General features: G+C 67.5%; 12 protein-coding genes. 3 read left to right on the forward strand and 9 right to left on the reverse strand.

Features of this window, described 5'->3' with window-relative positions; genetic code table 11:
- Nucleotides 1–3: 3 nt before the first annotated feature.
- The gene (locus tag ACWC2T_RS20165; RefSeq protein WP_450671702.1) at nt 4–1,407 is read right to left on the reverse strand and encodes a hypothetical protein; all 1,404 of its coding nucleotides are present in this window, start codon (nt 1,405–1,407) and stop codon (nt 4–6) included.
- A 329-nt stretch (nt 1,408–1,736) separates the two neighbouring features.
- On the opposite strand from ACWC2T_RS20165, the gene ACWC2T_RS20170 reads away from it, so the two are divergent.
- Nucleotides 1,737–2,885 carry a GNAT family N-acetyltransferase gene (locus ACWC2T_RS20170; RefSeq protein ID WP_450671703.1) on the forward strand — a complete coding sequence of 383 codons (1,149 nt, stop codon included), beginning with the start codon at nt 1,737–1,739 and terminating at the stop codon, nt 2,883–2,885.
- A 230-nt stretch (nt 2,886–3,115) separates the two neighbouring features.
- A complete protein-coding gene (locus tag ACWC2T_RS20175) occupies nt 3,116–4,297 on the forward strand; it encodes a GNAT family N-acetyltransferase (protein ID WP_450671704.1) in 1,182 nt (393 codons plus the stop codon).
- Between the two features lie 95 nt (nt 4,298–4,392).
- On the opposite strand, the gene ACWC2T_RS20180 is transcribed toward ACWC2T_RS20175, so the two are convergent.
- From ACWC2T_RS20180 to ACWC2T_RS20215, 8 genes are all read right to left on the reverse strand, one after another.
- Nucleotides 4,393–6,225, reverse strand: a complete 1,833-nt coding sequence (locus tag ACWC2T_RS20180) for a BTAD domain-containing putative transcriptional regulator (RefSeq protein WP_450671705.1) — start codon at nt 6,223–6,225, stop codon at nt 4,393–4,395.
- A 111-nt stretch (nt 6,226–6,336) separates the two neighbouring features.
- Nucleotides 6,337–7,362, reverse strand: a complete 1,026-nt coding sequence (locus ACWC2T_RS20185) for an isopenicillin N synthase family dioxygenase (protein WP_450671706.1) — start codon at nt 7,360–7,362, stop codon at nt 6,337–6,339.
- A complete protein-coding gene (gene queC, locus ACWC2T_RS20190) occupies nt 7,359–8,048 on the reverse strand; it encodes a 7-cyano-7-deazaguanine synthase QueC (RefSeq protein WP_450671707.1) in 690 nt (229 codons plus the stop codon). Before queC ends, ACWC2T_RS20185 begins: the two co-directional genes overlap by 4 nt.
- Before the next feature lie 47 nt (nt 8,049–8,095).
- Nucleotides 8,096–9,076, reverse strand: coding sequence for an aspartyl/asparaginyl beta-hydroxylase domain-containing protein (locus ACWC2T_RS20195; protein ID WP_450671708.1), 981 nt, complete (start codon nt 9,074–9,076; stop codon nt 8,096–8,098).
- A 190-nt stretch (nt 9,077–9,266) separates the two neighbouring features.
- On the reverse strand, nt 9,267–9,857 hold the full coding sequence (gene folE, locus ACWC2T_RS20200; RefSeq protein WP_450671709.1) for a GTP cyclohydrolase I: 591 nt from the start codon (nt 9,855–9,857) through the stop codon (nt 9,267–9,269).
- Between the two features lie 37 nt (nt 9,858–9,894).
- Nucleotides 9,895–10,257, reverse strand: a complete 363-nt coding sequence (locus ACWC2T_RS20205) for a 6-pyruvoyl trahydropterin synthase family protein (protein ID WP_450671710.1) — start codon at nt 10,255–10,257, stop codon at nt 9,895–9,897.
- Nucleotides 10,258–10,294: 37 nt separating this feature from the next.
- Nucleotides 10,295–11,008 carry a 7-carboxy-7-deazaguanine synthase QueE gene (locus ACWC2T_RS20210; RefSeq protein ID WP_450671711.1) on the reverse strand — a complete coding sequence of 238 codons (714 nt, stop codon included), beginning with the start codon at nt 11,006–11,008 and terminating at the stop codon, nt 10,295–10,297.
- 13 nt (nt 11,009–11,021) lie between these two features.
- On the reverse strand, nt 11,022–11,804 hold the full coding sequence (locus ACWC2T_RS20215; RefSeq protein ID WP_450671712.1) for a class I SAM-dependent methyltransferase: 783 nt from the start codon (nt 11,802–11,804) through the stop codon (nt 11,022–11,024).
- A 424-nt stretch (nt 11,805–12,228) separates the two neighbouring features.
- On the opposite strand from ACWC2T_RS20215, the gene ACWC2T_RS20220 reads away from it, so the two are divergent.
- Nucleotides 12,229–12,375, forward strand: coding sequence for a hypothetical protein (locus ACWC2T_RS20220; RefSeq protein ID WP_450671713.1), 147 nt, complete (start codon nt 12,229–12,231; stop codon nt 12,373–12,375).

Here is a 12,375-nt window from a genome sequence, read left to right on the forward strand (position 1 = left end):
CCATTACTTCGCCGCGCCCGCCGGCAATTCGCCCATGGCAGGCACTTCGCCCCAGGCGGGCAGCTCGCTCTGGTGGAAGACGGTTGCGGCGCGCGCCTTGGCATGAGACCTGCCGGTGATGATGCCGCCCGAACCGGCCGGCACGACCCTGGCGTCTGCTCCTGCACAACCACGCGGGGTGTAGAACATGCCATAGACCGCATGCCATTCCTCGGTTTCTCCGGATACCGGGTCCACCACAAGCTCAGGCCGGGGAATCACTCGCTGTTGTACGACACATCCTTCGATGGCGGAGTTCTCCAGAGCGCGCTGCCAAGTGGCGTCGTCCGTTTCCCAGCCCGCCACGGCGCCGACGCCGCCGCCGCGTGCGTTGACCTTCAGGATCAACTGCTCACGCCGCACCAGGCATTCGTCGACCAGGTCGGGGTCGGTCTTGAGCGCGTCAGTGTTGATCAGCCGAGTCCAGGGCAGCACCCGGTCGATGAGCCGACACTCGTCCTCGCCGAGGTCGCGCCGCCGCGCCGGGTCCGAAAGCAGCGCCATACAGGCCTTGTTGGCGAACATGGTGCTGGAGAGCGGGGTCCACAGCAGCGTCCCGCCCGCCTGGTGCGCACGCAGCAGGGGTACGACCAGGTCCCAGCCGTCGGGTTCCTCGGCGATCTGGTCCGGGACGAAGGAGCGGTAGACCACGTCGATCTTCGTTTCCCCGAGATAGAGGGCCCCGCCGCGTTCGTGCACGTCGGAGACCTCGGCCACCAGGATGTCGAGGCCCGCCCAGCGCAGTGCGGACTGGAAGTTGAGCCAGAGTTCGCCGTAGTCCGTCAGACCGCCACGCCATTCCAGCAGGGCCACCACCGGGTCGCGCCCGGGTGCCACCCGGGCGCCGGAGCGGCGCAGCGCCTCCACCACGCCGCGAACGGGATGCACGTAACCGAGCCGGTTCCGGCGCGCGAAGTCGGCGAAGGCGTCGACCTCCATCGTCGCCCGGGACATCTCACTCGCGAGGCCCCAGCCGCCGGTCTCGCTCCCCAGATTGGTTTCGAGCAGTTTGAATGAGGTGCCGTCGTGATACATGTCGGCCCGGCCATAGTAGGGCGGCCGTAGGTCACCGAACCGCCGTATCACTTCCCAGCGGTCGTCGCTGATGCCGAGCACCGACCGGAATGCCTCCAGATCGCCGCCGAACATCCGGTCCGGCAAGGAAAAGAGTATTGCGATGAGGTGCTGCAGGTCGTCGGCGAACTCGCGAATCTCGCGCTCGGCGACGAAAAGGGGTCTGGCCAAATACTCGCCATGCCAGGATGCGAGCGTGGGGAAGTCCTTGATGCGCTGGGCGACTGTACGCAAGTCACTGCCCGGCGTGCGGGACTCCTCGTTGTACTGGGCTGCTACCCGCTCCGCCGACATGCAGTCTCCCTGCTCGATGGTGACGGGGCCCTTCGGCCCGCAGGGTTCACTGTTTCACCCCGGTCCCCGATGCGACTCAATTGCGGCTCAATTGTCGGCCAACGGCCCCCGTGGACACTGAATATCTGTGTTAAGACTAGAATGCTCGAACACCGGAAGAAGAACAGTTCCGCAGCCATGGGGAACGTGATGCGGTCGGGTGCCCGCAGCGAGTCCGTACGTAACGGCCATGGCCGGCGGGCGCGACCCGGCCCGGTGTTCGGCACACTCACCATCCGATCGCGCAGCGAACGCGCGGCCACGGTCAGGCAGAGACTATGGGAGGCGCCATGACCGCCACGACGGACACTTTCGCCGACGCCATCGGCGGGGTCGGGGACACCGAGTGGGACCGGCTCGCCGACGGCAGGTTCTACTCGTCGGCGCTGTGGCTGCGGGTGTGCGCACTGGAGTCCGGGGCGGTCTCCGGGGGTCTGCACGTGCAGACCCCGGGCGGCGGCCGGGCCGCGATCCCCGTGGCGGCGGTGACCGACGAGCCCACCCCAGACCTGCGGTGGCACGACCTGCTTGTCGCGCGCGGCCTGCCGGCTCCCGAGCCGGGCGGCCTGCTCATCGGCCAGCGCCGCGGCTACCTGGCGCATCTGCTGACTGGCGAGGGGACCGATCGGACCGAGGCCGCCGCGGAGGTGCTCGACGCGGTCCGCGCGCTGCGCTCACCCCTGCACGAGGAGTCGAAGATCGCCCGCGTGGCGATGTACTTGACCACCGAGGACGTGGGGACGCTGCACGCGGCGGGGGTGCGGACCGTCCCGGTCGCGCTGAAGACCGACGCCTGGATCGAGATCCCGCCCGCCGGCTTCCAGGCTTGGCTTGAATCGCTGTCGTCGCACCGGGCCCGCCGTATCCGAAGCGAGATACGAAAGTTCGAGAAGGCCGGATACGAGCTGGAGCACCGGACGCTCACCGAGTCCTGGCAGGACGTCGCCCGGCTGCTGGCCCGTTCATTGCTGCGCTACGGCAGAACGGTCGACGTGGCCCCGATGGCCGAGTCCTTCCGCAAGCAGGGTGAACTCGCCGGTTCGCGCGCCCAAGTGGTGCTGTGCTCGCGCCCCGGCGAACCGCCCGTCGGCTTCTGCCTGTACTACCGTTGTGGCGACACCCTGTACCTGCGGGGGCTCGGCCTCGACCACGACCGACTCGCCTCGGCCGCCGAGTACTTCAACCTCACCTACTACATGGCGGCGCGGCTCCCGGGAGTGCGCCGGATTCACGCGGGCACTGAGACCGCGGAAGGAAAGGCACTGCGCGGCGCGAGGCTCCGGCCGCTGTGGCTGCTGGACCTGTCCGAGGACAGCCCGCTGGCCGGGTATGACGAGGAGATCCGCGAGCACAACCGCGCCCTGCTCGCCCGTCTGCGCGAGTCTTCATCCGCGGTTTCCGACGCTCTGGAGTACAAGCAGTGGGAGCCGTACTGCTGAGGCCGACTGCCGTCGCGGTAAGCCGGCTTGAATCGCGCTTGAGACGCCCCTCCTATCGTTGCCGATCAGTGACGCCCCCCGCCCGGGAGCTGAGCCGCTCGTCGTGCGAGGTCAGGGCGTCCTGCTGTCGGCCACGAACAGCGATCTGAAGTTACTGACCAGCGCCGGCGCCCAGCGATCCGTACCCGCACTCGCCGCCCGCCCCATCCCCCTCGCCACAGGAGATTTCCATGTCTGTCTCGGCCTATGACTCCTTCGCGGAGTTGCCTGCCGTTGACTGGGACACGCTCACGGTCGGTTCCAACATCTATTCCACCAGCGGATTCGCGGGAGTGCGCGAAGAGGCACTCCCACCCGAGGCCTATGTCCGCTACCTGCTGGCACGCGACAGCGAGGGCACCCCGGTCGCGGGTCTGGAGGTGTACAGCTTCACCAACGCACCGCACGACCTCTACTCCCCTGGGGACGTGCTGGGCGAGGTGATCAGTGACGAGCGAGCAGCCCATCTGAACACGAGGCCGCTATCCATCGCGGCGGGCTGGTCGGAGTTTCGCGGACAGGTGCCTGGGCACGTAAATGCCTCAGCCGAGCAGCGGGAGTCGGCCCTCAGCCAGCTCACCGCGGAGGCGTTGCGGTTGGCCGAGCAAGCGGATTCGAGCGTGCTGGCCTACTGCTACCTACCGCTGGAGACCGCACGCGAGTTGGCGACGGCTCACGCCTCGGACGGAGCGGTACTGCTCTTGCACAACGTTGAGACCAGGATGCCAATCGGCCTGTGGGCGGACTTCGACGAGTACGTCGCCTGGCTGCCCGCGGGCCGGCGGCAGCGCGTTCGCCGCGAGCTGCGCAGGTTCCGGGAGAGTGGGCGAGTCGTGACCGAGCTGCCGCTGCGAGAGGTGGTCAAGGAGATCGCCCCGCTGAACAGCGCGCTCATGCAGAAGTACGGGCACGCCGCGCACGACGAGGAGCGCGCGGTGACCATCTTCGATCGGCAGAGCCGTTTCCTCGGCGACGAAAGCTCGGTGCTGCTCTGTAAGGAGAACGGTAAGGCTGTCGGTTTTCTGCTGCGCTACCGGCAGCACGACGTGCTGTACGCCCGAGCCGCCGGGTTCGACTACTCGGTGCCTAACGCCGACGACTACTACAACTTGATGTTCTACCACCAGATTGATGCCGGTGTGGGCCGCAGCGTCGGCAGCATCCACCTGGGCATCAACACGTATGAGGCCAAGCTGCGCCGAGGAGCCCAGCCCACCCCGCTCTACAGCGTGTTCGTCGGCGTGGACCGGCCCTTGGAGGCGCGAGACAGTGCTGTGCGCGAGTACAACCGGACCCAATCGGCGGATTTCGTCGCCAAGCACAACAAATACGTGGTGGGTGGCATCAACACCGACGACTGGCTGCTGGACTGAACTCGTGCGGGGCACGGGTCAGGGAGAGGCCTCGCCGCCCACCACGCGCTGGGGACGCGCGGCACGACGGGCAAGGTCGTCCTGGAGCGTGACCGTCAGGCGGAGCACATGACCTGCGCGCTGCTCCGCCGCGTCGCGAGCGGGCGCATTCCAAGCTCCCACTGGTACGAGAACCGGCCATTCACGCACGGGTGCCGCGCGCGCAGCAGGTAGCTCTCCGCCAACTCCTCCAGCAGGTCCTCGGCCCGCTGGTCGCTGATCCCCAGGGCCGCGGCGGCAAGCGCCGGCGTGAGCGGATCGGGGACGCCGGGAGACAACAGCGCGGACGCCAGGGACCGCGACTCGGCGGGCAGCGTCGCGAGCGTCCGGTCGAACCCGGCCCGCACGCCCAGCGGATCGCTGTCGGCGCCCCCGGACGCGAGGACCCAGGCAGTGGCCTGCCGGGCCGTCCAGTGCGGGCGGCGGCGCAACTGCGAAGCGACCGCGAAGAGCGCGCCCGGCAGCCCCCGGCACAACCCGGCCAGCCGTCGCAGCCCCTCCGGGTCCAGGGTGATCGGGTGTCTCGGCACGGCGGATGCCAGCAGGTGCAGACAGTCGTCGAAGGGCAGTGCGGCCAGTTCGACGTGGACCGCCGACGAGGACACGAACAGCCGCCGTCGGCTGCCGATCACCACGCCGCAGCCGGCGCCGGACGGCAGCAGCGGCGTCAAGTCCCGTACGTCGCACACGTCGTCGAGCACCACCAGGACGCGCAGGTCGGCGGTCCAGGTACGGAACAGCAGGCTCAGGTCGGTCGTGCCCAGTCGCAACTGCTCCTCCGTCGCGCCGAGTCCACGCAGGAACGAGCGGAGGATCTCGGCGGGCCGCACCTGCCGGCCGGCGGCGTCACGGAGACGGGCGTAGAGCCGTCCGTCCGGGTAGTGACCGCTCACCTGATGCGCGGCGTGCAGGCACAGCTCGCTCTTCCCCGTGCCGGGGGCGCCCCCGACTATCACGAGCGGCCGGTCCTCCCGCGCCCGGCCGGCCAGCGCTGCGGTGAGGCGCGCCAGTTGGCCGGCGCGTCCGGTCAGCCGCTCGCGCGGGGCGGGCAGATGGCAGGGCGCCCGGGTGACGGCGGCCACGGCCGTAAGCCGCCCGGCGGGACGCAGCAGCGCCTCGTCCGACGTGAGCACCGCCGTGTGCAGTGCCTGGAGTTGGGGTGAAGGGTCGAGACCCAGCTCGGTGGCGATCCGCTCGCGTGCCCGCCGGTAGACCTGGAGGGCTTCCGCCCGCCGGTCCATGCGGTAGAGAGCCGTCATCAGATTGCCCTGGGCCCGCTCGTCCGTCGGTTCCCGCCCGGCCATCGAGGTGAGTTCGCCGAGCACCTCGTGGTGCCGGCCGAGGTGCAGGTCGGATTCGATCCGCAGGTGGTGTGCGCTGGTACGCAGCTCCTTCAGGCGAACCGACTCGGCCTTCAACGTGGGACCCTTGCGTACATCCACAAGGGCATCGTCCCGCCACAGCTGCAGCGCCGCGGCGGCCGTGTCACGGGCCCGGGCGAAGTCCTCGTCCCGGAACTCCGCCCGGGCACGGGCGAGCAACGGCTCGCACCGGAAGACGTCCACGTGGTCGGCGGGCAGCGACAGCTGGTAGCCGCCGTCGACCGTGCCCAGCAGCGGCCCGGCCGCCCGTACCGCGCCGCCGCTCCTCGGATTACCGAGGGAGAACCGCTTCCTGATCTGGTACACATACGTCTGCAGTGCGGTGTGCGCGCTGGCCGGCGGGTTGTCGTTCCACAGCTCGTCCATGAGCTGCTCGAAGGGCACCACCCGGCCCAGGTTCAGCACGAGCATCGCCAGTGTCTGACGTACTTTCTGGGCGGCCGGCGCCATGTCGACGCGGGGATCGTCCCCGTAGGCCTGGAGCGGCCCGAGAAGGTTGATTCTCATCAAATTCGCCCTGTCTCATGTTCGTTCGGTCCCCGTCAGACCGGTCCGCGACGCCACCGCCCGGCCCGACGACTCGGGCCGGGCGGTGAGGATGTGCTCGGCCGCCCGATGTCAGGAACTCCTGGACCCGGCTGCCGGGGCCAGGGTCGGGTGGTGCCGGGCAACGATGTCGGGGAAGGAGCGGATCAGCCCCTTCATGACGTTGTCGCCGTAGAGGGCGAACAACGGGTTGTCGGCGACGTCGATGACTCCGTCGGCGCCCTCGACATAGGGGCTGGGCAGCGGCTGCATCGTGGCGTCCAGCCGGGGGTTGTAGAAGAAGGGAATGGAGTAGCGGTCGACGCCCGGGGCGGGCCGGACCACCCGGTGGAGAGTGGCACGCACGTAGCCCCTCGTCGCCACCTCCAGCAGCTCTCCCAGGTTGACCACGAACGCCCCCGGGATCACCGGCACGTCGGCGAACTGGTCGTCCTCGACCGCGACCTGGAGGCCGCCGTTGCCGTCCTGGACGAGCAGGGTGAGCAGCCCGAGGTCGTTGTGGATGCCGGTCCCCTGTCCCTCTCCCGCGTCCTCGCCAGCCTGCTCGGGACCGGGGTAGTGCAGGAGTTTGAGGTGGATCTGCGGATCCGGGTCGACCACGTCGTCCAGGAACCCGGCGGGGGCGTCGAGCGACTCGAGCATCAGCCGTAGCAGTCGATGTGACAGATCGGTCAGCCGGGCGATCCATGACTCGATGGCCGGGCGCAGCTCGGGCATCGCCTCGGGCCACTCGTTCGGGCCGATCAGGCACCGGTAGGCAGGATCGCCCGGCGCGGACGTCCTGGCGGGCTGCTCCGGTCCGATGTCCAGCTGCTGGCGCTGGTCGGGGATGCCCTTGGTGTGTTCGCGGCCGAGTTCGGAATAGCCGCGGAACAGCGGCGAGTCGAGGATGTTCAGTGCGAGCCGATCGGCTTCGGGCAGGGCGAAGAACCGGCGGCTGAGGTCGAGCATGTCGTCGGCGTCCTCGATGCCGTGGCCGACGAGCTGGAAGAAGCCGACCTCGTGGATGGCCTTGCGCAACCGGTCCAGGAACTCTGCCCGGGTCCCTTCCGAACCGGCGGCGTCACGGAGGTCGAGCACGGGAAAGGTGTCGGTCATCGCAGCTCCTCCGAATCGCTGGTCTGGTAGTTCGTCGGGTCGGTGACGCCGGCTTCCCGGAAGGCTTCTTGCCGCTCCCTGCAGGCGGCACATCGTCCGCACTGCAAGGCGTCGCCACGGAAGCAGCTCCAGGTCTCGGTCCAGGGGACGCCGAGTTCCTCACCGAGCGACACCACGTCGCTCTTGCGCAGCCTGACCAGCGGCGCTGTCAGGGTCAGGTCGGGATGCGCGTATCCGCGGGTCGCGATCCGCTCCATGGCGAGGAAGGCATCGATGAACGCGGCGTTGCTGTCGGGCGCGGCCTGCAGATCGTCGACCACCCCGACGGCCACCGCTTCCGCCTTCTCGGCGACGGCTACCGCGAAGGCGACGGACAGCAGAAGGGCATTGCGGTTGGGTACGACGTTCGGGCTCTCGCCGGACGACCCACTGTTGTGATCCGGCACGTCGACACTCGGGTCGGTGAGCGATGAACCGCTCAGGAGCTTGCCGACGGGGCTGAGATCGACGACGTCGTGCGGCACGCCGAGTGATCGAGCCGCCTTCTCTGCGAACTCGTGCTCGACCAGATGACGCTGGCCGTAGTTCACGGACAGCAGGTGGAGTGTGTGCCCTTGCGCCTGGAGGTGGTAGGCCATGGTGACCGAGTCCAGGCCGCCGGACACGATTGCGACAGTCTTCGGCATGCGTCGCCTTCCTTGCAACGAAACAGCGGCGGACGTGCGGGCGTCCGTCACGGCGCCGGCCTGGCCGGGACGACCAGCCCGGTCGATCGGTGGCCCTTGCGGTAGGTCAGTTCGACTTCGGGCCGTGGACCGTCCAGCCTCGTGGTGACGGTTCGCTCCTCGCTCCATCCGACCAGGCGGTACTCGTGGCCGCCGAGGGCCACCAGCGGGAAGAGATGGCCCTGGGGAGACCGAAGGGCAAGGCCCGTGCCGGAGTCGACGATGCTGAAGGTGGCCTGCGGCTGCGGGCCGGTGAACGACCCGAACACCTCTGTCTCCAGCAAATGCGCCGGCGCGTCGAACGAACACCGCGCGGCTTCCCGCTCCCGGTCGGTCGTGGCCACGGCCGGGCGGTTGTAGAGCACATCCGAGCCATTGAAGTAGTCGGCCCAGTCGGCCGGGAACAGCTGTGCCAGCTCCGGTGTGACGAGCACGTCCACGACGAGATGAACCCGATGCTCGGGACCGAGGTTCTGGATCTGGTGCTTGCGGCTGAAGTCGCCGAACCAGAACTCTCCGGGCTGCCAGTGATAGATCTCTCCGTCAAGGTCCAGCTGGGCGTCCTCGTGAGTGATGACCGGGATGTGCAGCCGGGCCATACCCCAGTCCGGGGCGAACTTGGGATCGGAATGGCGGTATCCGAGGACTCCGGGTCCAAGATCCATGAATCGGGCTGCGTAGAGGGGCCCGGGAATCGAGCGCAGGACCTCCCGCACGTACGGCATGTGGTCCAGCCACTCGGTGTCGGCGAACTCCTCACCGCCGGGGCCGCCTGCGTCGGTGCGTGTCTTGTCACCACCGGGGCTGCGCACCGCGAGGCAGCGCCAGTCCTGTTCGGCCCACCGGGACACTCGCCCGTTGGTGTACGAGCTCTGCTCATCCCACAGGTGGCCGCGCGCAGTCATGAGGTCGGCCACCAGCCGGTCGGCGTCCAGTACGGGGAGCAGCCGAACGGCTTCCGCAGGCGTCGAAGAATCATTTACGTCCATCGTTGTCCTTTCATGTCGACCGGACCGGATCCGCGACTCTGGATCGCGCTGACGCACGGTCGGTGCAATCGCGCGACCGCGCGGAGCAGCGTCGCGACCAGCGGCCGGCGCCCAGGCGCTCCCTAGCCGTGCGATCCCGTCACCGCACCACCCGGATCGCTCACTGCTTTCGCATTCGGAGACGAATGGCTCACGCCCGCAGCAAGTCGAACAGCTCGCCCCGGAGCCCGGAGTCCGTGCCGAACTCTCCGCGATAGGCGGTCGATGTCATCTGCGCGGCAGCCTTGATGCCGCGCATCGACATGCAAAGGTGCTCGCCCTTCGCTATGACCGCGACGTCCGGGGTGCCGCTCAGGGTGCTGATCTCGAGCGCGATCTGGTCCACGAGGCGCTCCTGGACCTGCAGCCTGTGCGCGTACTGATGGGCGACCCTGGCAAACTTCGACAGACCGAGCAGTTGCCCCGTCGGGCGGTACGCGATCGTCACGGAGCAGTTGAACGGCAGGAGGTGGTGCTCGCACAGCGACCAGACCTGAATGTCCGAAACGACTACGAGCTGGCTCGTGCCGATGGACTCGAAAAGCGTGCCCAGCGAACCCGGGTCGTAGTTGATGAACTCTCGCCACCAGCGAGCGAACCGCGCCGGTGTGTCGCGCAGTCCGTCGCGATTCGGGTCCTCGCCGATCTCCTCCAACAGTTGGCGGGCGAGCTCGACCAGTGGGTCGTCGGCCGTCCTCGACGCTGACGTGTCACCATCGAGGTCCAATTTTGTCACCGACATGCGGTCACCTTTCGTCCGGGCTTCGGTGTTACTGACCTCACGGTCGGTACTCGGCCCAAGTCTTGGGAGTTTCTGAGATACGCACGCAGGTCAACTCGGGAAACTTCATCGACCATGTCTGGTAGATCCAGGCTGCCATATTCTCAGCCGTCGGATTTTCGTCCATCACATCGTTCAGATGCCGGTGATCAAGATGATCGTCCAGCCAGGCCTTGAATTCGGACAAATCTCCGTAGTCTCGAACGAAGCCCACGGGCAACAGATCCGCATCATCGGCTCCAAGCTCCAACTCGATCACATAGTTGTGCCCGTGCATTCGGGCACACTGATGCCCAGAAGCTAGGCCGACAAGCCGATGACTGGCCGAGAATTCAAATTTCTTCGTGATTCGAAATGCCATCGATCCGAGTTCCCTTCTCCTTTGCGTGTGCTGTTGCCTACACGCCGCGTTTGTCGTCCCACACCAAGGTGTGCAGTCTCGTCGTCAGGTTCCAGCCGCGCTTTACCACCGCGTCGGCCAACTCGCCCATGTGTTTTGTGACATCGTCGGCGGTACGCCCGATCGGCATGATCCATACCGAGGGCAGGTCGAAGGTGGCAACCAACTGGGCCACTTCGTCGAGATCGCGGGTGTTCCGGCAGACGAACTTGAACGTGCTTCCCGGCAGTGCCGAAAGACTGGTGAGTGCGGCAGGGACGATCCTGCGCTGCAGGGCGTCGCCCGAGTGCGACAGCTTCGGCGAGACGTTGAACCTGACGCCGGCGGCGATGAGTTCGGGGTGCGCGGCGTGCGTCCCGTTGGTCTCGATCTCGATCTCCTTACCGCGTCCGGTCAATGCTGCCACCAGAGGAATCAGTCGCTCTTGCTGACCCAGGGGCTCACCGCCGGAGATCACGATCAGCTCGGTGTCGAGTCCGAGCAATTCTGCGACGACATCTTCGACCGGGCGGCGGTGCAGCTCCTTACGCGGATCGTGGGCGACCCCGCTCTCACCGGCTCCGGTCCAGTCCCACGTGTATGGCGTATCGCACCACGAGCACGACAGGTTGCACCCGCCGAGTCGCAGGAACGCGCACCTGCGTCCCAGGGACCGACCCTCGCCCTGCACGGTCGGACCGAAGATTTCGTTGACTACGAGATCCTGCTCCATGGCGCACCGTTTCCTATGAGTGGGACGGCTCGACGGCCGTCGGCTTCTGCGCCTGCACTATGAACCAATGCCGACTCAGCCGGACGCCCTGATCGACGGTCACCGCGGCGACATATCGATCGAATGCCTCCTTGTCCGCCGCCGGGTCGTAGTTGTCGACGATCGGCACTTGGTGCAGAAACGTGTCCAGATCACCCGCCGAGTGGTAGAACTCCTCGAACCGGAAAGCCTGGTTTCTTGTCACAACGAAGCCTGCATCGGACAGTTCTTGAGCAATCTCCTCCGACAAGGGCCTGCCGTTCCAGCTGTCGAAGTTCTGGCCGCGACCGAACGTTTCCTTCAGCTCGCGCGCGTCCTGCTCTCCGATCCCCATGTACACCACGACCCCACCGGGGCGCAGGACCCGCTCGAACTCGCGGGCGATCAGCGGACCGCGGCGGGAAGTGACCACATCGGCGTACCCATCGGGCAGCCCTGTGTGGGCGGCGTCGCACAGCTCAAACGTGACATGCGACAGACCTGCCTCCGCTCGATACCGCTCGGCGCATTCCAGCATCGGCGGCGACAGATCTATCCCGGTTGCGGAGCCGTACGCACGAGAGATGCGCAGCAGACTACGCCCGTCGGCGCAGCCGGCATCCAGCAGTCGGGCGTGTGGCGCTCCCAGTGCAGTCGCCAGTTCATCGAAGACGGCGTCCGGTCGGCCGTCGGCGAATACGTCGGTGCTCCGCGCATCGCTGAAGTATCCGCCGAACCGCTCGGCCACCCGGGAGTAGAACTCCGCGTCCATCGTCATCGGCCGTGCACCTTCCCCTGAGCCACGGTCAAGGAGAGGCCCAGGCGCGCACGCACCAGTTCCTTCCTCTTCCGTGGGAACTCCCTGACAAGGTCTACCGCTGCTGTCGCCGGGGACCTTGTGCTGCGCTGCGATTCGGTTTCCGGGACGCCGAACGCGGCGGGCGTCACCGCGTCCCGGGTCGCTACGGTCATTGGACTACTCCTTGAGGGCCGTCCCCTGAAGGGGCGCCGAGGTCGGCAGGACCCAATCTCCGTTGTCGCCCTATCGGCCCGGCATCACGGCGCATCCACGGCGGGGACCGGCCTGGGATAGGGCGGTGATAGCGCGAGCATGCGGCCGCGATGGGCACCTGGTTCACGCTGGTTTCAGCAACACACACGGACGGATTGCGGAAACGGGTTGCAAGGAGAGGAGAACTGAGATGGCCATCAAGAAGTTACCGGCTGCCCCGGGGGCCGTCGTCGTGCTGTTCCTGGGCGCTGTAGGAAATCAGCACGGCGTGAAGCAGGGCCCGGTCGCCGTGACGCTGGCCGACGAAACACCGGCCGGCAACACGCCGTGGACGTGA

It is taken from the genome of Streptomyces sp. NPDC001393 (assembly GCF_053597455.1).